The following is an 18,560-nucleotide window of genomic DNA, read 5'->3' as shown; positions in this document are numbered from 1 at the left end:
GAAACCGGAACTAGGCCACCGGCACGAATCCCGTGCCGGGCCGGTTCTTGGCGGTGATGTCGGCCAGCACCGAGTTGATCGACATGGTGACCGCCGGCGTGTGCAGCGGAACGTACTTGACCACACAGGTCGGCAGTTCCTCGGTGAAGGCGCCGTGGATCATGCCGACGAGCCGGTTGTTCACGGTCACCGGGGCACCCGAGTCGCCGGGCTGCCCGCACACCTGATTGAGGATGGTGCCCGGGTCCTGTCCCGGTCCCCAGGTGACGCCGCAGGAGTATCCGGTGGTGCGGCCGAGCTTGCAGGCGACCTGACCGAACGACGGGTCCGGGGCGAGCCCGTCGATGCGGAACCCCTTGACGGTGTTCACCGGGCGCACCCGCTGCGCATCGAATTCGATGACGGCGTAGTCGAGGCTGTCGTTACCGGCGACCATGACGCCCAGGGTCCCGGCCGACGGCACCCCCTCGGCGGCGACCACGGCTCCGGGCCCTCCGCAGTGCGCCGAGGTGAAGCCGATGAGCTTGCCGCGGGCGTCGTGCCCGATCGCGGTCAGCGTGCAGAAGGCGTGACCGTCGATCACGATCCCGGATCCCCCACCGAGTTCCACCGGCCCGTCGGCCTGCGCCGCCGGAGCGGCCAGCAGGGCTGCACCGGCCAGCAGTGAAAACAAACGCGCCACGTACTGCCAGCGGTGCCTCAAGATCTCCCCGTTCAGTCGGTTCCGGCCATTCTATGTCGGCTGTAACGGACGACCCGGGGTCGGCAACTTTCCCCGTCGCTTCGCTCGCCCCAGGATCATGGCAACATAGCCCGCATGAGTAATGGGGACCGCAAGAACGGCGTACCAGCCACCGTGACGTCGATTCCGCTCGTCGATCCACACGCTCCCAAGGTCGACCCGTCCATCGGCGACCTGGTCAAGGACGCCACCGCACAGGTCTCGACGCTGGTGCGCGCCGAGGTGGAATTGGCCAAGGCCGAGATCACCCGCGACGTCAAGAAGGGCCTGACCGGCAGCATCTTCTTCATCGCGGCGCTGGTGGTGCTGTTCTACTCCACCTTCTTCCTGTTCTTCTTCATCGCCGAACTGCTCGATACCTGGCTGTGGCGCTGGGCGGCGTTCCTGATCGTGTTCGGCATCATGGTGCTGACCACGATCGCGTTGGCCCTCTTCGGTTATCTCAAGGTGCGCCGGATCCGCGGCCCGCGGCAGACCATCGAGTCGGTGAAGGAGACCAAGGAGGCGCTGACCCCGGGCCACGACCGGCCCGCGGAGGCACCGCGTCCCGCACTGACCACCGACCCGTCGGGCTGGTAGCCGACGCGTCATGCACGCCCGTCCGGATCCGTCGGTTGTGCGCATAGACGGACCGTGGCGGCACCTGCAGGTCCACGCCAACGGCATCCGCTTCCATGTGGTCGAATCCGCCGTGGCGGGCGACGCCCCGGCGCCCGACCGTCCCCTGGTGATCCTGCTGCACGGCTTCGGATCCTTCTGGTGGTCGTGGCGCCACCAGCTGCGCGGGCTGAGCGACGCGACGACAGGAGAGATCAGACCCCGGGTGGTGGCCGTCGACCTGCGCGGCTACGGCGGCAGCGACAAACCCCCACGCGGCTACGACGGGTGGACGCTGGCCGGTGACACCGCCGGCCTGGTGCGGGCTTTGGGCCACAGTTCGGCGACCCTGGTCGGCCACGCCGACGGTGGTCTGGTGTGCTGGGCCACCGCCCTGCTGCACCCGCGGGCCGTCGACGCCGTCGCGTTGGTGAGCTCACCGCATCCCGCCGCGCTGCGCGAATCGGTTCTCGCCGACTCCGCTCAGCGCCGGGCGCTGCTGCCCTGGCTGCTGCGTTACCAACTGCCCATCTGGCCGGAACGCAAACTGATGCGGCACAACGCGATCGAGGTCGAACGCGTGGTGCGCAGCCGCGCCGGGGACGCCTGGAAGGGCACCGAGGATTTCGCGGCGACGATCCGCCACCTGCGGGAGGCGATCCAGATCCCGGGTGCGGCGCACTCGACTCTGGAGTACCAACGCTGGGCGGTGCGCAGCCAGTTACGCGCCGAAGGGCGCCGCTTCATGCACTCGATGAAGAGACCGCTCACCGTTCCGCTGCTGCACCTACGCGGCCTGAGCGACCCCTACGTGCTGGCCGACCCGGTGCGCCGCACGCAGCTCATCGTGCCCAGCGGTCGATTCGTATCCATCGAGGGCGCCGGTCATTTCGCGCACGAGGAGACCCCGGGGCGGGTCAACGACGAGCTGACCGGGTTCCTCGGCGAGCTCTATTCCGGCTGACCGATGCAGGTGCCGGTCGGCACCGGCGTGGTGTTGCCGACCTTGAGCCGCTGCGGCAACACTTCCTGGGCGGTCAGCACGAACCCGGTGTCCGCGTCGTCGACGGCGGCACCGAACACCACGCCGAGCACCTTGCCGTCCTTGTCGATCATCGGACCGCCGGAATTGCCTTGTTTGACAGTCCCTCTGATGGTGTAGACGGTGCGGTTGACGGTCGTGGAGTTGTAGATGTCGGGACCGTTGAGCTCGATGGTCTCGCGCACCCGGGCCGGTGTCGCGGTGAAATCCCCGCCGCCCGGGTAGCCCATCACGATCGCATCGGTGGTCGGCTTGGCCTCGTAATCATCGAAAAGCAATGGCACCGAGGGCAGGTCCGGGACGGCCAGGATCGAGATGTCCTGGTTCGGATCGTAGGACACCACGCTGGCCTCATAGGACTCGCCGTTGACCTCGACGGTGACCGTCTCCGCCCCCGCCACCACGTGTGCGTTGGACATCACCCGGTTCGGTGCGATGACGAAACCGCTGCCCTCCAGCACCTTCTGGCAGCTCGGCGCAACCCCGCGGATCTTCACGACGCTGCCGCGGGTCGCCTCCACCACCGGCGACGCCGCCAGGCCCGCATCGGGTGCGTCCACCGCGACGACCGGAGTGCGGCTGAAGGGCTCCAGCACCGCGGGCAGCCCGGAGGTGTCCAGCAGGTTCGCCAGCCGGGTCGGCACCTTCTTCAGCCATTCCGGCGCGACCGCGTCGACCTCGCTGAGCACCTTCGATCCGCGGACCGCACCGGCCAGGGTCGGCTGGCTGGTCAGCGGGGTGGCCAGCAGCCAGGCCGCCACCAGCACCGTGACCAGTTGCAGCGCCGAACCGATCAGGGAGTCCACCGCCCGCAGCGCCGGATTGCGGATGGCGCTGCGCACCGCGCGCCCCAGCACGACACCGGCGATCTCGCCGATCACCACCAGAGCCAGGATGAGGAACAGCGTCGCGAACAGTTTGGTGCGGGGGCCGTCGATGCCGCCGACCACGTGCGGGGCCAACAGCACACCGGCGACCGCGCCGAGCACCACACCGACGAAGGACAGCAGCGAGCCGAGCGCACCCGAGCGCCATCCGGAGACCGCGGCCACGAAGGCGACGGCGAGGATGGCGAGGTCGAGCCACTGGGACGATGTCATTGTTGGGCCTCACCGTACTGGCTGGCGCCGCCAACCAGCGCCATTGCCTCGTCCAACTCGCGCACGTCGTCGGTATCCCAAGGTTGCGCCCACCCGGCGACGTCCAGCATCGCCGAGATCACCTGCCCGGTGAACCCCCACACCAGCATCTGGTTGAGCAGGAACGCCGGGCCGGCGAACCGGCTGGTGTTCGCCTCGCGGTACACCATCAACCGGTTTTCCGGATTGATGAAGGCGCGCAGCGGAACCCGCGCAACGATGGCCGCCTCGGCCGGGTCGACGACGCGGACCGGTCCGGGATCGGGCGAGTAGGCCAACACCGGCACCACATGAAATCCGGTCGGCGGGATGAACATCCGGTCCAGCACCGCCAGCGGTGCCAGCCGGTCGGTGTCCACGCCGGTCTCCTCACGGGCCTCGCGCAGGGCGGTGGACACCGGGCCGTCGTCCTCCGGATCCGACACCCCACCCGGGAATGCCGCCTGGCCCGAGTGGTTTCGCAGCGTGGACGCACGCACCGTGACAAGCAGGTCGGTCTCCGGTGGCGGACCGCCCGCGGGGGCATCGGCGGGGCCGGAGAACAACACCAGCACCGCGGCGTCGCGTTTGGTGCCCGCTCGGGTGGCGGATTCGTTGGCGGCGCTGATCGATGCCAGCACGTCGGCGGGCACCCGGCGGCGGTAGGCGTCCGGCACCGAGGTCACGTTGTCGACCAGGGGACGCAGCCAGGCAGGCGCAGCCTCCGGCGTGAGCAAGTTACCCAACCGGCACTCCTATCGAAGAATTCACCGCCGCAGCGATCTCGTCGGCGTCGGTGAACGGTCGCGGCAGGATTTCGGCCACGCTACCGTCCGCTGCCAGAACGACCGTCGCAGGCATCACGTTCGGAACCTTGAGTGCGGCGGCGACCAGGCGGCGCCCGTCCTGCAGGGTGGGCAGTCGCACGCCCAGCTCGGCGAGCCGCAGCAGGCCCGCCGTTTCGTTCTCGTCCTGGTGCACGGTCAGCACGGTGACCCGGTCGCCCATCCGCCGCTGGTACTCGGCCAGCGCCGGGAGTTCGTCCGCGCACGGTCCGCACCAGTAGGCCCACAGGTTGAGCACCACCGGACGTCCGGCCAGCGCCGGCGCCAGATCCACCGTGGTGCCATCCCCCGCGCATTCCAGGCTGATCCCGCGCAACGACTGCGGGCCGGGCGCCGCGCCGGCCGCCGGGCAGGGCGCCAGGTCGGCGCGCGCGCGGGGTTCGGCGAGGGCCTGTGGGGTGTCGGCGTCCCGGTGGTCCCGGGCGGCCGGCGCCCGGGCATCGTCTGATTGCGGGGTGCCGGTGTCGAGCTCACGCCACAACGCGTAGCCGAGCGCCACCAGGATGATCAGTACTGCCGCGGTCCAGCGGGCCGAACGGCTCACAGCCCGGCCAGCGCCAGCAGGTGCTCGGTCTCCGGACCTTTCACCAGGGCTGCCGCGGTCAGTTTGTCGGTGGGACCCGCCCCGAAGGACGGGCAGTCCTTGGCCAGCACGCACACCCCGCAGGCCGGGCGGCGGGCGTGGCAGACGCGGCGGCCGTGGAAGATCACGCGATGACTCAGCAGGGTCCATTCGCGGCGTTCGATCAGCTCGCCGACGATGTGCTCGACCTTCACCGGATCCTCTTCATCGGTCCACTGCCAGCGCCGGACCAGCCGGCCGAAGTGGGTGTCGACGGTGATGCCGGGGATGCCGAACGCGTTACCCAACACCACGTTGGCGGTCTTGCGGCCGATCCCGGGCAGCGTCACCAGGTCCTCGAGCTTGGCGGGCACCTCACCGTCGAATCGGGCCTCCAACTGCTGGCCCAAGTTGATCAGCGAGTTGGCCTTGTTTCGGTAGAAGCCGGTGGGCCGGATCAGCTCCTCGAGTTCGGTGCGGTCGGCCTGGGCGTAGGCCAGCGCGGTGGGGTACTTCCGAAACAGTGCCGGGGTGGTCAGGTTGACCCGCTTGTCCGTGCACTGGGCCGACAGGATGGTCGCCACCGTCAGCTCCAGCGGGGTGGTGAAGTCCAGTTCGCAGTAGACGTGCGGAAAGGCCTTCGCCAGGGTGCGATTCATCCGCCGGGCGCGCCGGACCAGCCCCAGCCTGGTCTCGGTCTTCGCGCTCACCCGGATCAGCGTACTGAAATGCTTGCCCGGACCCGGTGCCGACCGGTGACAAAACGTGATCCCGTTGAGACCTTGCCCGTGTTTACTTTGCGGTGTGTCTTGGTTGCTGGTCGCCTTCATTCCCGGGTTGCTGATGTTGGCGACCCTCGGGCTCGAGCGCCTGGAAGCCGGTCTGGAGAGGGAGGACACCACTACCCTGCGCCGGAACGTCGGGACCGATTTGCTGGAACGCAGGCGTCCGGCTCCCCGCGATCAGTTCGCGTCGACCGGCCCACCGACCCGGCCGACGGCGTCTCTGGGGAGCAATCCGCAGTTTCCGGCGACCCGCCAACCCAATCGTGTGTAGCGTTGGCTCGTCGCGAGCGGCTTCTGCCGACCGCGTCGAAGCGGCCAACCTCTAGAATGATTTCGCTAACCAGCTGTGCTGTTGGCCACGACATGTCAAAACGAGCGTGTCATATCACCGAAGAGCTTAAAGAGGGGCAACGTGGACGAGATCCTGGCCAGGGCCGGAATCTTCCAAGGGGTAGAACCCACCGCGGTCGCTGCGCTGACCAAACAGCTGCAGCCCGTCGATTTTCCGCGCGGGCACACGGTGTTCGCCGAGGGCGAGCCCGGTGATCGGCTCTACATCATCACGTCCGGCAAGGTGAAGATCGGCCGACGTTCCCCGGACGGCCGGGAAAACCTGTTGACGATCATGGGGCCGTCGGACATGTTCGGCGAGCTGTCGATCTTCGACCCGGGACCGCGGACGTCCAGCGCCACCACCATCACCGAGGTGCGCGCCGTGTCGATGGACCGTGAGGCACTGCGCGCCTGGATCGCCGACCGCCCGGAGATTGCCGAGCAGCTGCTGCGCGTGCTGGCGCGTCGCCTGCGCCGCACCAACAACAACCTGGCAGACCTGATCTTCACCGACGTGCCCGGCCGGGTGGCCAAGCAGTTGCTGCAGTTGGCCCAGCGCTTCGGCACCCAGGAGGGCGGCGCGCTGCGCGTCACCCACGACCTGACCCAGGAAGAGATCGCCCAGCTCGTCGGCGCCTCCCGGGAGACCGTGAACAAGGCGCTCGCCGACTTCGCGCACCGCGGCTGGATCCGGCTGGAGGGCAAGAGCGTCCTGATCAGCGACTCCGAGCGACTGGCGCGCCGCGCGAGGTGACCCGACTTTCGATTTGTGGGGTCTCAACCGTGATGACCACCGTGATGACCACGGGTGAGACTCCACAAATCACTGTCTGAGGTAATCCAGCTGGGCCTGCGTCGACTTCTCCGCCGCCGGCCACAGCTTCTTGTCCACATCGGTGTAGACGTGTTCGACGACCTGTCGCGCGGTCGCGTCCTCGCCGAGTACCCGCAGCGCCGCACGCACCTGGTCCAGTCGTTCCTCGCGGTGCGCCAGGTACTTGGCCGCGATATCCGACAGATCCTCCAGATCGGGGCCGTGCCCGGGCAGCACCGTGCGCCGGCCCAGTCCCTGTAGCCGGCGCAGCGAGTCCAGGTAGGCAGCCAGGCTGCCGTCCTCGTCGTCGATGACGGTGGTGCCGCGGCCCAGCACGGTATCGGCGGTCAGCACCGCATCGTCGAGCACGAACGACAGCGAGTCGGCGGTGTGTCCAGGGGTGGCCATCACCGTGATGCGCAACCCCGCCGCATCGATCACCTCGCCGTCAGTGAGCGGCCCGCCCAGACCACGCAGGAATCCGCTGCCCACCGCCCGCACCACCGCGCCGGTGCGTTCCACCAGCATGTCGATGCCGTCGGTGTGGTCGCCGTGCTTGTGACTGATCAGCACCAGCGGGATCCGGCCCAATGCGGCGATACGGTCGATGTGTTCGACATCGTCGGGGCCGGGGTCGACGATCACCATCTCGTCGCTGCCCGGTCCGCGCAGCACCCAGGTGTTGGTGCCGTCCAGCGTCATCATCCCGGGGTTGTCGCAGAGCAAGACGGACACCGTCGCGGTGTCTGTTTCCAGGACGGGCCTCAGCACGCCGTACGCGGGATGGGTCATGAGGTCACGCGATCTCCCTGACACGCTCGATCGCTCACGCGATCTCGACGATGATCTCCACCTCGACCGGCGCATTGCGCGGCAGTTCGGACACGCCGACCGCCGAGCGGGCGTGCGCGCCCTGCTCGCCGAAGATCTCGCCGAACAGTTCGGAGGCTCCGTTGATGACGCCGGGTTGCCCGTCGAAGCCGGGCGCGGACGCCACGAAACCGACCACCTTGACCACCTTGACGACGGCGTCGACGCCGACCAGGGCGTGCACGGCGGCCAGCGCGTTGAGTGCGCACTGGCGGGCCAGTTCCTTGGCCTGCTCGGCGGTCACCTCGGCGCCGACCTTGCCGGTGGCCAGCAGCTCACCCCCGGCGATGGGCAACTGCCCCGCGGTGTAGACCAGGTTGCCGGTGCGCACCGCGGGCACATAGGCGGCCAGCGGGGCCACCGCGTCGGGCAGTTCGATGCCCAGCTCGGCGAGCCGGGCCGACCAGCCCTGGCTCACTGCTTGGGCCGCTTCAGGTAGGCGACGTGCTGCTCACCGGTGGGGCCCGGCAGCACCGACACCAGCTCCCAGCCGTCCGATCCCCACTGATCCAGGATCTGCTTGGTCGCATGCGTCAGCAACGGAACGGTGGCGTACTCCCAACGGCTCACTTCACTCATGAGGGCGAGCTTATCCGCCGACGGCATCCGCATGGTTAGCATGCAGGCGTGGAACACGAATCCAACGACCGCAAGCCGGTCGGCTGGCCGTCCCGCCTCACCAAGGCACGGCTGCATTTCGTCACCGGCAAAGGTGGCACCGGAAAGTCGACGATCGCAGCGGCGCTGGCGCTGACGCTGGCCGCCGGCGGACGCAAGGTGCTGCTGGTCGAGGTCGAGGGCCGGCAGGGCATCGCCCAGCTCTTCGACGTCCCGCCGCTGCCCTACAAAGAGGTGAAGATCGCGACCGCCGACGGTGGCGGCCAGGTCAATGCGCTGGCCATCGACACCGAGGCGGCGTTCCTGGAATACCTCGACATGTTCTACAACCTCGGCATCGCCGGGCGCGCCATGCGCCGGATCGGCGCGGTCGAGTTCGCCACCACGATTGCGCCGGGTCTGCGGGACGTCCTGCTCACCGGCAAGATCAAGGAGATCGTGGTGCGCTCGGACAATCCGGCGAAGACGGCCAAGCTCAACCAGACCGCCTACGACGCGATCGTCGTCGACGCCCCGCCGACCGGGCGGATCTCGCGCTTCCTCGACGTCACCAAGGCGGTGTCCGAGTTGGCCAAGGGCGGCCCCGTGCATTCCCAGGCCGACGGGGTGGTCAAGATCCTGCATTCGGATCTGACCGCGATCCACCTGGTGACGCTGCTGGAGGCCCTGCCGGTGCAGGAGACCATCGAGGCGATCAGCGAACTGCGGGACCTGGGCCTGCCCATCGGCAGCGTCATCGTCAACCGCAACATCCCGTCCTATCTACCGCCCGCGGACCTGGTCAAGGCCGCCGAAGGCGACATCGACGCCGACGCCGTCCGGACCGACCTGGAATCTGTCGGAATCACGTTGTCGGACAGCGATTTCGCCGGGTTGCTCACCGAGTCCATCCAGCACGCCACCCGGATCGCGGCACGCACCGAAAGTGCGGAAATGCTCGAGGATCTGGAAGTGGCCCGCCTGGAGCTGCCCGCGATCGCCGACGGCGTCGACCTCGGCAGCCTGTACGAACTCGCCGAAGCACTCGCCGCTCAAGGAGTGAGGTAACCCCGTCATGAGCACCACTCCTGCCGCCCTGGATCTGGGCGCCATCCTGTCCGACACCTCCAACCGGGTGATCGTGTGTTGCGGGGCCGGCGGTGTCGGCAAGACGACCACCGCCGCGGCGATGGCGTTGCGCGCCGCCGAGATCGGCCGCACCGTCGTGGTGCTGACCATCGACCCGGCCAAGCGGTTGGCGCAGTCGCTGGGCATCGAGAGCCTCGGCAACAACCCGCAGCGGGTCCCGTTGGCCCCCGAGGTCACCGGTGAGTTGCACGCCATGATGCTCGATATGCGCCGCACCTTCGACGAGATGGTGCTGCAGTACTCCGGGCCCGGGGTCGCCGAATCGATTCTGGAGAACCAGTTCTACCAAACCGTGGCGACCTCACTGGCCGGCACGCAGGAGTACATGGCCATGGAGAAGCTGGGTCAGCTGCTGGCCGAGGACAAGTGGGATCTGGTGGTGGTGGACACCCCGCCGTCGCGTAACGCCCTGGACTTCCTGGACGCCCCGAAACGGCTGGGCAGCTTCATGGACAGCCGGCTGTGGCGCATGTTGCTCGCCCCCGGGCGCGGCATCGGTCGCATCGTGACCGGCGCCGTGGGACTGGCCATGAAGGGCATGTCCACCGTGCTGGGATCCCAGATGTTGTCCGACGCAGCGGGTTTCGTGCAGTCCCTGGATGCGACCTTCGGCGGTTTCCGGGAGAAGGCCGATCGCACCTACGAGTTGCTCAAGCGTCGCGGCACCCAGTTCGTGGTGGTCTCGGCCGCCGAACCGGACGCGCTGCGGGAGGCGTCGTTCTTCGTCGACCGGCTCTCCAGCGAGAACATGCCGCTGGCGGGCCTGATCCTCAACCGCACCCATCCGACGCTGTGCCAGCTTCCGGGCGAGCACGCCGAAGAGGCGGCCGATCGACTGGACGAGACCCGCGGCGAAGGCGGGCTGGCGGCGGCGGTGCTGCGGATCCACGCCGCCCGGGCCACCACCGCCAAGCGCGAGGTGCGGCTGCTGTCCCGGTTCACCGGCGCCAACCCGCATGTGGCGATCGTCGGGGTGCCGTCGCTTCCGTTCGATGTGTCGGACCTGGAAGCGCTGCGCGCGATCGGTGATCAGCTCACCGGCGCGGGTGCCGCCTAGGCGGCGCTAGACGGCGCTGCGGTGCTTGCGCTGGGCGGCGAAGAAATCCGCCCAGGACACCACCTCGGGGTGCTGCTTGAGCAGGGCACGGCGCTGACGTTCGGTCATCCCGCCCCAGACACCGAACTCCACCCGGTTGTCCAGCGCGTCGGCGCCGCATTCGGCGATGACGGGGCAGTGCCGGCAGATTACGGCCGCCTTGCGCTGGGCGGCACCGCGCACGAACAGCTCATCGGGGTCCGCCTGGCGGCAGCGTGCCTGCGAAACCCACGCGATCCGGGCTTCCGCCTCGGCGCCCGGAACGACAGAGTGGTGTTGGGCGCCTGCACCGATCTTGTGCGTGGCGGATGTTGTAACTGACACCAGCAATCCCTTCGTCCGGACTACATACCATGCAGATGTAATCTGCGCCACATTGCGTCAAGAGTGTTACCTGAATCGCATTGTGTGTCCAAGCTAGGTGGTCACTGGCCTTTTACGCAACAGTCAGATCACGATTTTTTGGGACGGCCGTGCCGTCGGCCCCGCAAACTCGGCATTCGCACCGCTCGCAGGCCCCGATTGGACCCGCTGGCTACTCTGTAACTCATGCCTGAGCAGCCCTCGACGCCCCCGCCGGTCGCGGTGACGGTCATCAAACTGATGTGGTGCTGCCTGCTGGCCGCGGTCATCGCCGCCGCGCTGATGTTCCCCGTCGTCGGCGGCATCGGCCTGATGAGCAACCGGGCCTCCGATGTGGTGGCCAACGGGTCGGCCCAACTCGTGGAGGGGGACATCCCCGCGGTCTCGACGATGACCGACGTGCGCGGCAACCCGATCGCCTGGCTCTACAGCCAACGCCGCTTCGAGGTGCCCATCGATCAGATCGCCAACACCATGAAGCTGGCGATCGTCTCCATCGAGGACAAGCGGTTCGCCGAGCACAACGGGGTGGACGTGCAGGGCACCCTGACCGGTCTGTCCGGCTACCTGTCCGGCAAGACCGACACCCGCGGCGGGTCCACCATCGAGCAGCAGTACGTGAAGAACTACCAGCTGCTGGTGGTCGCCCAGACCGACGCGGAGAAGCGCGCGGCGATCGAGACCACCCCGGCCCGCAAGCTGCGCGAGATCCGGATGGCGCTGACGCTGGACAAGACGCTGACCAAACCGGAGATCCTGACCCGTTACCTGAACCTGGTGTCCTTCGGCAACGGCGCGTTCGGCGTCCAGGACGCCGCCCAGACCTATTTCGGCATCAATGCCTCCGAATTGAACTGGCAGCAGGCCGCATTGCTGGCCGGCATGGTCCAGTCCACCAGCGTGCTGAACCCCTACACCAATCCGGAAGGGGCACTTGCCCGCCGGAACCTGGTGCTGGACACCATGATCGAGAACGTGCCGCAGGAGGCCGAGGCGCTGCGGGCCGCCAAGCAGGAGCCGCTGGGCGTGCTGCCCCAGCCCAACGAACTGCCGCGCGGGTGCATCGCCGCCGGGGACCGCGCCTTCTTCTGCGACTACGCGCTGGAGTACCTGGCCCGGGCCGGGATCAGCAAGGAGCAGATCGCCAAGGGCGGATACCTGATCCGCACCACGCTGGATCCCGATGTGCAGGCCAACGTCAAGTCCGCGATCAACCAGTACGCGCCCAGCGACGTCACCGGCGTGGCCAGTGTGATGAGCGTGATCCGGCCCGGCAAGGAAGCCCATCCGGTGGTGGCGATGGCCAGCAACCGCACCTACGGCCTGAACACCGACGCCGGGGAGACCATGCAACCGCAGCCCTTCTCGCTGGCCGGTAACGGCGCCGGATCGGTGTTCAAGATCTTCACCGTCGCGGCGGGCATGGAGATGGGCATGGGCATCGACACCCAACTGCCGGTGCCGCCGGCGTTCCAGGCCAAGGGCCTGGGCAGCAGCAGCTCCCCGGGGTGCCCGCCGGCCACCTGGTGTGTGCGCAACGCGGGCAGCTACCGGGATTCGATGAACATCACCGATGCGCTGGCCACCTCCCCGAACACCGCGTTCGCCAAACTGATCTCCCAGGTCGGGGTGCCGAAGGCCGTGGACATGGCAGTCCGGCTGGGGTTGCGGTCCTACGCGCTGCCCGGCACCGCCCGTGACTACGACCCGAACAGCACCGAAAGCCTCGCCGATTTCGTGAAGCGGCAGAACATCGGTTCGTTCACGCTGGGCCCCATCGAGGTGAACGGTCTGGAGCTGTCCAACGTCGCCGCGACCATCGCCTCCGGCGGGACGTGGTGCCCGCCCAACCCGATCGACAAGGTGTATGACCGCCATGGCACCGAGGTCGCGGTGACCACCGAGACCTGCGAGCAGGTGGTGCCCGAAGGGCTGGCCAACACGCTGGCCAATGCGTTGAGCAAGGACGACACCGGCGCCGGTACCGCGGCCGGGGCGGCCGGCTCGGTGGGCTGGAATCTACCGATGTCGGGCAAGACCGGCACGACCGAATCGAACCGCTCCTCGGCGTTCCTCGGATTCACCAGTGCGTTCGCCGCGGCCAACTACATCTACGACGACTCCACCACCCCGAGTGAGCTGTGCTCGTTCCCGCTGCGCCAGTGTGGATCCGGAAACCTGTTCGGCGGTAACGAGCCGGCCCGCACCTGGTTCAGCGCGATGAAGCCGATCACGCCGGAGAACGTGACGTTGCCGCCGACCGATCCGCGCTACGTGGAGGGCGGCCCGGGCTCCCGGGTGCCCAGCGTGGGCGGCATGAACCTGGACCTGGCACGCCAGCGGCTCAAGGAGGCCGGCTTCCAGGTGGCCGACCAGCCGTCCTCGGTCAACAGCAACTCCCCGGCCGGTGCGGTGGTGGGCACCTCCCCGTCCGGGCAGACCATTCCCGGGTCGATCATCACCATCCTGACCAGCAACGGCATCGCACCGGCTCCCCCGCCGCCGCCGGTGGGTCTGCCGCCGATCCCGGGGCTGCCCGCCCCGGTCGGGGAGACGGTCATCCAGATCCCCGGCCTGCCGCCCATCACGGTGCCCGTACTCGGGCCCCCACCACCTCCGCCGCCGCCCCCACCGGTGCCGTGATCTGGCAGTAAGCTGCTGACATGTCGCACCTGAAGAACACCGCCGCGATCGCCGCGGGCACCCTGGCCGCCGGCATCGGCTACGCGTCGCTCATCGAGCGCAATGCGTTTGCGCTTCGGGAAGTGACGATGCCGGTACTGACCCCGGGCTCCGCCCCGCTGCGGGTGTTGCACCTGTCGGACCTGCACATGCTGCCGCGTCAGCGACGCAAGCAGGACTGGCTGCGGGAGTTGGCGTCGTTGCAGCCCGACTTCGTCGTCAACACCGGGGACAACCTGTCGCATCAGAAGGCGGTGCCCGCCGTGGTGCAGGCGCTCGGCGATCTGCTGTCGGTGCCCGGAGTGTTCGTGTTCGGCAGCAATGACTACTTCGCGCCGAGGCCGAAGAACCCGGCGAACTACCTGTTCAACAAGAAGCGCCGGATCCACGGCGACCCGCTGCCCTGGCAGGATCTGCGCGCGGCGTTCACCGAGCGCGGCTGGCTGGACATGACGCACACCCGCCGCGAGTTCGATGTGGCCGGGCTGCGGATCGCCGCCGCCGGGGTCGACGACCCGCATCTCAAGCGCGACCGCTACGAGACGATCGCCGGCCCAGCCAGCCCGACCGCGAACCTGAACCTGGGTGTCACGCACTCCCCCGAACCGTGGGTGCTGGACCGCTTCGCCGCCGACGGCTACCAGCTGGTGATGGCCGGCCATACCCATGGCGGCCAGCTGTGCCTGCCGTTCTACGGGGCGCTTGCGACCAACTGCGACCTGGACCGCTCCCGTGCGAAGGGCCCGTCGCAGTGGGGTGCGGACATGAAGCTGCACGTGTCGGCGGGCGTCGGCACCTCGCCGTACGCGCCGGTGCGGTTCTGCTGCCGTCCGGAGGCCACCCTGCTCACCCTGGTGGCCAGCCCCACCAAGGGCTCGGCGGTGGACACCCATACCGGACAGGCACATCCGACCGTATCGGCACGGTGAGCGCCGTAGGCGATATCGCCTGCGGCGGGCCCCGGGACTGGGTGGACAACGCCGTCCGGTTGATCGAGGCCGATGCCCGGCGCAGCGCCGACACCCATCTGCTGCGCTACCCGTTGCCCTCGGCGTGGGCGGGCCGCCACGATGTGGCGCTGTATCTCAAGGACGAGACCACGCACGTCACCGGCAGCCTGAAGCACCGGTTGGCGCGCTCGCTGTTCCTCTACGGTCTGTGCAACGGCTGGATCGGTGAGGGCACCACCGTCATCGAGGCGTCGTCGGGGTCCACCGCGGTGTCCGAGGCCTATTTCGCCGCACTGCTGGGGCTGCCGTTCATCGCGGTGATGCCCCGCTCGACCAGCGCTGCCAAAATTGCACTGATCGAATCACAGGGCGGCCGTTGCCATTTCGTCTCCTCGTCCGGCGAGGTGTACGCGGAGGCCGAACGGCTGGCGGTGCAGACCGGCGGGCACTACCTGGATCAGTTCACCAACGCCGAACGGGCCACCGACTGGCGCGGGAACAACAACATCGCCGAATCGATCTTCGAGCAGATGGGCGAGGAAACCCATCCGGTGCCCGACTGGATCGTGGTAGGGGCCGGTACCGGCGGGACCAGCGCCACCATCGGCCGCTATCTGCGCTATCGGCGATACCCGACCCGGCTGTGCGTGGTCGACCCGGAGAACTCGGCGTTCTACCCGTCCTACGCGCACGGTGACCCGGATGTCGAGACGGGCGCGTCCTCCCGCATCGAGGGGATCGGCCGGCCGCGGGTGGAGCCGTCGTTTCAGCCCGGTGTGGTGGACCGCATGATCACGGTGCCCGACGCCGCGTCGGTGGCCGCGGCCCAGCACGTCAGCCGGGTCCTGGGCCGCCGGGTCGGCCCGTCGACGGGCACCAACGTGTGGGGCGCGTTCAAGCTGCTGGCCGAGATGATCGCCCAGCGGCGCAGCGGATCGGTGGTCACCCTGCTGGCCGACAGCGGCGATCGGTACACCGACACCTACTTCGACGCCGAGTGGCTGACCAGCCAGGGGTTGAACCCCTCCGAGCCCGCCGAGACGCTGCGCAGGTTCGAATCCTCGGCAGTGTGGGCCTGATCCTCGCGTCGGCCGCTCAGGTACAGCCACAGCGCCGCCAGTGCGAAGAAACCGATGTAGATCGCGGCTCCCAACGCGGTCATAGTTGCCTCATTTCGCGGTCGCGGACCGCTCCCCCGAGCGGCGCCTGTGCCGTCTACAACACCATCGGGGTCCGACATTCTTCCCGCTACGGAGCCGTTTGGCGTTCCGGCCGTCCGGTGCGATACGCTGTCGTGGCTTCACTCGGGGTGTGGCGCAGCTTGGTAGCGTGCTTCGTTCGGGACGAAGAGGTCGTGGGTTCAAATCCCGCCACCCCGACACTGTGAAGGGGCCCTGATCCGGTAATCCGGTTCAGGGCCTTTTGCTTTCGACGATCCCCCACCACGAGCCCCAACCAAGTGGTTGGTACGGTCCGGGGATGATCACCAAGAGCTGGATCGCCGGCCTGCTCGACTTCGACCGCGACGGCGACGTGTTCATCGCACCGCAGTGGAGCGCGCCGGGCTCGCGACTGTTCGGCGGCCTGATCGCCGCACAGGCACTCGGGGCGGCCGGCGCCACGGTCGGCCCGGGCAAGCTGCCGCAGTCGCTGCACGCCTACTTCGTGCGCGGTGGTCGGTACGGGGTGGACGTCGAGCTGGAGGTCGAACGCACCCGCGACGGCCGGTCCTTCGACACCCGCCGGGTGACCGCACGCCAGCAGGGCAAGGTCATCCTGGAGATGATCGCCTCGTTCCAGGTCGCCGAGGACGGCCCGGACTGGCACCCGCCGCGCGCCGCCACCCTTGCGTTCGACGCCGCCATCCCGAAGGCCCCGGCCCTGGAATCCGCCGAGTTCTTCGAACTGCGGGCCAACCCCGCCGACGAGTCACCGTGGGCGATCCCGCCGTACTGGGTGCGCACCCGGGACGCCATCGAGGACGACCCGCTCGTGCGGGCCTGCACGCTCACCTACATCTCCGACATCGGCCCGGTGCCGGCCGCCCGGCCGCCGGGCACCCCGGCGAACGAGGAAGTCGGGTTCGCCGCCAGCCTGGACCACTCGGTGTGGTTTCACCGGCCGTTCCTGCCCGATGAATGGCACTGCTACGAGGTCGATTCGCTGGGCAACAGTCACTCCCGCGGGCTGGTCGTCGGCGGACTCTACGACCGCAGCGGAGCGCTGATCGCCAGCACCAGCCAGCAGGCGCTCTGGCGGCTGTGACGTCTGTGAGCAAAGACTCGCCGCGGAAATTTGACCGGAAAGTCGACTGTCAACAATGATCGCCAGCGTGCTCAAGGTAGACGAAGGCGAACAGATTGCGAACGTCGAAGATCGCCTTACGAAACGTTTCACAGAGGTGCCGGCAGAGCAGGTGGGTGCCGTCGTCGCGGCCGCACACAAGCACTTCATCGCCAGCACCGTCCGCGACTACATCGCACTGCTCGTCGAACGCCGCGCACGCGCAGAGCTACAGGCGGGCCTTCACCGCCGCGGATAGCCGGGCACCGTCGGCCTTGCCGGCCGCGATGGCGGTGGCCGCCTTCATCACCTGTCCCATCTGCCGGACACTCGGCCGCTCGCCGAGTTCCTCGGCGACCTGAGCCAGGGCGGTGTCGACCACGTCGGCCAGTTCGGCGTCGGTCAGCGGGGTGGGCAGGTACTCGTCGATGACCCGCGCCTCGGCGTGCTCGTTGGCCGCGAGTTCACCGCGGCCGTTCTGGGTGTAGATCTCGGCTGCCTCGCCGCGTTTCTTCGCCTCCCGGGCCAGTACCTTGAGGACGTCCTCATCGGACAGTTCGCGGGCCTGCTTCCCCGAAACCTCTTCGGCCTGGACCGATGCCAACAACATGCGCAGTGTCGCGGTGCGCAACTTGTCCTGAGCCTTCATCGCCGCCGTCAGGTCGGCACGCAACCTGTCCTTCAATTCCGACATGGCTGTGACGCTACGCCAGTGACAGGATGGAGCCATGAGTGCCGACGCCGGCGGGTACCGCTACCCGTACGCAGCACCCGGCATCATCCCGTTGCGCCCGCTGAACCTCTCGGAGATCTTCAACGGTGCGTTCGCCTACATCCGGGCCAACCCGAAGACCACGCTAGGCGTGGCGACCGTCGTGGTGGTCATCGCGCAGTTGCTCGCCATGCTGCTGCAATTCGGCCCGCTGGCCACCGGTGGGGCTCTGGCACCGCCGGATCTGACCGGCCCCGACCCGGACATCACCGTGCTGATGGGCTCCGCGGCCGGGGCGATGGCCGGAGCGGTGGCCATCTGGCTGTCGTCGATCCTGCTCAGCGGCCTGCTCACGGTCATCGTCGGCCGCGCGGTGTTCGGCTCCGCCATCACCATCGGCGAGGCCTGGCAACGGGTTCGCGGACGCCTGCTCGCGCTGCTGGCCTACGCGGCCCTGGAAACCCTCGGCGCCGCGCTGGTGCTGGCGGCGGTCGCCGGGGTCATCACGATGGTCGCGTTCGTGCTCAACGGCTGGGCCGCGTTCGCCCTCGGCGTGCCGTTGGTGTTCGCAGCGGTCGTGGCGCTGGTCTACCTGTTCACCAAGCTCAGCTTCGCACCGACTCTGATCGTGCTGGAACGACTGCCGGTGGTGGCCGCGATCGAGCGCTCATTTGCGTTGGTCCGCAGGGACTTCTGGCGGGTGTTCGGCATCCGCGTGCTGGCGATGCTGGTGGCGGCACTGATCTCCACGGCGGTGGGGATGCCGTTCAGCATCGGCTCGCAGGTACTGATCCTGATGGGTGATTCAGCCGGGACGGCACTGGCCGGGATGGCGTTGGCGTCGGTGGGCGCGGCCATCGGTCAGATCGTGACGGCGCCGTTCACGGCTGGGGTGGTGGTACTGCTGTACACCGACCGCAGGATCCGGGCGGAGGCCTTCGATCTGGTCCTGCACACCGGCGCCGGCGGCGGCCCCGCCGATTCCACCGACCACCTCTGGCTGACCCGCCGGCCCTGAAC

At 68.5% G+C, this 18,560-nt stretch carries 22 protein-coding genes and 1 tRNA gene; 13 read left to right on the top strand and 10 right to left on the bottom strand.

Annotated elements, in window-relative coordinates; genetic code table 11:
• Positions 1 to 10: 10 nt before the first annotated feature.
• Positions 11 to 682, bottom strand: a complete 672-nt coding sequence (locus V4U86_RS01955; RefSeq protein ID WP_395309625.1) for a S1 family peptidase — start codon at positions 680 to 682, stop codon at positions 11 to 13.
• Positions 683 to 817: 135 nt separating this feature from the next.
• Between V4U86_RS01955 and V4U86_RS01950 the strand changes: the two genes are divergently transcribed.
• Together V4U86_RS01950 and V4U86_RS01945 are read left to right on the top strand one after the other, a co-directional pair.
• Positions 818 to 1,321 carry a phage holin family protein gene (locus tag V4U86_RS01950; protein WP_395309624.1) on the top strand — a complete coding sequence of 168 codons (504 nt, stop codon included), beginning with the start codon at positions 818 to 820 and terminating at the stop codon, positions 1,319 to 1,321.
• 10 nt (positions 1,322 to 1,331) lie between these two features.
• Positions 1,332 to 2,303 (top strand): alpha/beta fold hydrolase, encoded by a 972-nt coding sequence (locus tag V4U86_RS01945; protein ID WP_395309623.1) that lies wholly within the window; start codon positions 1,332 to 1,334, stop codon positions 2,301 to 2,303.
• Here the strand turns inward: V4U86_RS01945 and marP are convergent.
• Genes marP through nth form a run of 4 tightly spaced genes read right to left on the bottom strand, consistent with a single transcriptional unit; the run spans position 2,291 to position 5,565 of the window.
• The gene (gene marP, locus V4U86_RS01940) at positions 2,291 to 3,481 is read right to left on the bottom strand and encodes an acid resistance serine protease MarP (protein WP_395309622.1); all 1,191 of its coding nucleotides are present in this window, start codon (positions 3,479 to 3,481) and stop codon (positions 2,291 to 2,293) included. The genes V4U86_RS01945 and marP overlap by 13 nt on opposite strands.
• Positions 3,478 to 4,245: an NUDIX hydrolase gene (locus V4U86_RS01935; protein WP_395309621.1), complete on the bottom strand. Its 768-nt coding sequence runs from the start codon at positions 4,243 to 4,245 to the stop codon at positions 3,478 to 3,480. Before V4U86_RS01935 ends, marP begins: the two co-directional genes overlap by 4 nt.
• Positions 4,238 to 4,888 carry a TlpA family protein disulfide reductase gene (locus V4U86_RS01930; RefSeq protein WP_395309620.1) on the bottom strand — a complete coding sequence of 217 codons (651 nt, stop codon included), beginning with the start codon at positions 4,886 to 4,888 and terminating at the stop codon, positions 4,238 to 4,240. Before V4U86_RS01930 ends, V4U86_RS01935 begins: the two co-directional genes overlap by 8 nt.
• A complete protein-coding gene (gene nth / locus V4U86_RS01925; protein WP_395311881.1) occupies positions 4,885 to 5,565 on the bottom strand; it encodes an endonuclease III in 681 nt (226 codons plus the stop codon). The genes V4U86_RS01930 and nth overlap by 4 nt, the downstream gene beginning before the upstream one ends.
• 184 nt (positions 5,566 to 5,749) lie before the next feature.
• On the opposite strand from nth, the gene V4U86_RS01920 reads away from it, so the two are divergent.
• Entirely contained in the window at positions 5,750 to 5,962 is a 213-nt protein-coding gene (locus tag V4U86_RS01920; protein WP_395311880.1) for a hypothetical protein, read from the top strand.
• A 141-nt stretch (positions 5,963 to 6,103) separates the two neighbouring features.
• Positions 6,104 to 6,778 (top strand): cAMP-activated global transcriptional regulator CRP, encoded by a 675-nt coding sequence (gene crp / locus V4U86_RS01915; RefSeq protein WP_019510750.1) that lies wholly within the window; start codon positions 6,104 to 6,106, stop codon positions 6,776 to 6,778.
• A 69-nt stretch (positions 6,779 to 6,847) separates the two neighbouring features.
• Here the strand turns inward: crp and V4U86_RS01910 are convergent, their stop codons facing one another.
• From V4U86_RS01910 to V4U86_RS01900, 3 genes are read right to left on the bottom strand one after another with little or no spacing between them, the layout of a single operon-like run.
• The gene (locus V4U86_RS01910; RefSeq protein WP_395309619.1) at positions 6,848 to 7,630 is read right to left on the bottom strand and encodes an MBL fold metallo-hydrolase; all 783 of its coding nucleotides are present in this window, start codon (positions 7,628 to 7,630) and stop codon (positions 6,848 to 6,850) included.
• 34 nt (positions 7,631 to 7,664) lie between these two features.
• Positions 7,665 to 8,126: a RidA family protein gene (locus tag V4U86_RS01905; RefSeq protein WP_395309618.1), complete on the bottom strand. Its 462-nt coding sequence runs from the start codon at positions 8,124 to 8,126 to the stop codon at positions 7,665 to 7,667.
• Positions 8,123 to 8,287, bottom strand: a complete 165-nt coding sequence (locus V4U86_RS01900) for a hypothetical protein (RefSeq protein WP_395309617.1) — start codon at positions 8,285 to 8,287, stop codon at positions 8,123 to 8,125. Before V4U86_RS01900 ends, V4U86_RS01905 begins: the two co-directional genes overlap by 4 nt.
• Before the next feature lie 48 nt (positions 8,288 to 8,335).
• On the opposite strand from V4U86_RS01900, the gene V4U86_RS01895 reads away from it, so the two are divergent.
• Together V4U86_RS01895 and V4U86_RS01890 are read left to right on the top strand one after the other, a co-directional pair.
• Complete coding sequence (locus tag V4U86_RS01895) at positions 8,336 to 9,373, top strand: ArsA-related P-loop ATPase (protein WP_395309616.1); 1,038 nt, start codon at positions 8,336 to 8,338, stop codon at positions 9,371 to 9,373.
• Between the two features lie 7 nt (positions 9,374 to 9,380).
• Entirely contained in the window at positions 9,381 to 10,511 is a 1,131-nt protein-coding gene (locus V4U86_RS01890; RefSeq protein WP_395309615.1) for an ArsA family ATPase, read from the top strand.
• 6 nt (positions 10,512 to 10,517) lie between these two features.
• On the opposite strand, the gene V4U86_RS01885 is transcribed toward V4U86_RS01890, so the two are convergent.
• On the bottom strand, positions 10,518 to 10,874 hold the full coding sequence (locus V4U86_RS01885; RefSeq protein WP_395309614.1) for a WhiB family transcriptional regulator: 357 nt from the start codon (positions 10,872 to 10,874) through the stop codon (positions 10,518 to 10,520).
• A gap of 225 nt (positions 10,875 to 11,099) precedes the next feature.
• On the opposite strand from V4U86_RS01885, the gene ponA2 reads away from it, so the two are divergent.
• The 6 genes from ponA2 to V4U86_RS01855 all read left to right on the top strand — a co-directional run bounded on the left by ponA2 (position 11,100) and on the right by V4U86_RS01855 (position 17,087).
• On the top strand, positions 11,100 to 13,556 hold the full coding sequence (gene ponA2, locus V4U86_RS01880; protein ID WP_395309613.1) for a transglycosylase/D,D-transpeptidase PonA2: 2,457 nt from the start codon (positions 11,100 to 11,102) through the stop codon (positions 13,554 to 13,556).
• Between the two features lie 20 nt (positions 13,557 to 13,576).
• Positions 13,577 to 14,524, top strand: coding sequence for a metallophosphoesterase (locus tag V4U86_RS01875; protein WP_395309612.1), 948 nt, complete (start codon positions 13,577 to 13,579; stop codon positions 14,522 to 14,524).
• Complete coding sequence (locus V4U86_RS01870) at positions 14,521 to 15,624, top strand: PLP-dependent cysteine synthase family protein (protein WP_395309611.1); 1,104 nt, start codon at positions 14,521 to 14,523, stop codon at positions 15,622 to 15,624. The genes V4U86_RS01875 and V4U86_RS01870 overlap by 4 nt, the downstream gene beginning before the upstream one ends.
• A 226-nt stretch (positions 15,625 to 15,850) precedes the next feature.
• Positions 15,851 to 15,924 (top strand) — tRNA-Pro (locus V4U86_RS01865).
• A 100-nt stretch (positions 15,925 to 16,024) separates the two neighbouring features.
• A complete protein-coding gene (locus V4U86_RS01860) occupies positions 16,025 to 16,810 on the top strand; it encodes an acyl-CoA thioesterase (RefSeq protein ID WP_395309610.1) in 786 nt (261 codons plus the stop codon).
• A 55-nt stretch (positions 16,811 to 16,865) separates the two neighbouring features.
• Positions 16,866 to 17,087 carry a three-helix bundle dimerization domain-containing protein gene (locus V4U86_RS01855; RefSeq protein ID WP_395309609.1) on the top strand — a complete coding sequence of 74 codons (222 nt, stop codon included), beginning with the start codon at positions 16,866 to 16,868 and terminating at the stop codon, positions 17,085 to 17,087.
• Here the strand turns inward: V4U86_RS01855 and V4U86_RS01850 are convergent.
• On the bottom strand, positions 17,058 to 17,522 hold the full coding sequence (locus tag V4U86_RS01850) for a GatB/YqeY domain-containing protein (protein WP_395309608.1): 465 nt from the start codon (positions 17,520 to 17,522) through the stop codon (positions 17,058 to 17,060). The genes V4U86_RS01855 and V4U86_RS01850 overlap by 30 nt on opposite strands.
• Positions 17,523 to 17,556: 34 nt before the next feature.
• Here V4U86_RS01850 and V4U86_RS01845 point away from each other — a divergent pair, with 34 nt between their 5' ends.
• Positions 17,557 to 18,558 carry a hypothetical protein gene (locus V4U86_RS01845; RefSeq protein ID WP_395309607.1) on the top strand — a complete coding sequence of 334 codons (1,002 nt, stop codon included), beginning with the start codon at positions 17,557 to 17,559 and terminating at the stop codon, positions 18,556 to 18,558.
• Positions 18,559 to 18,560: the final 2 nt, after the last annotated feature.

The sequence above is a fragment of the Mycobacterium sp. AMU20-3851 genome, from assembly GCF_043974665.1.
Lineage (GTDB): Bacteria > Actinomycetota > Actinomycetes > Mycobacteriales > Mycobacteriaceae > Mycobacterium.
Note: the sequence above shows the minus strand (reverse complement) of the source record. Positions and strands in the feature narration are given on the sequence as shown.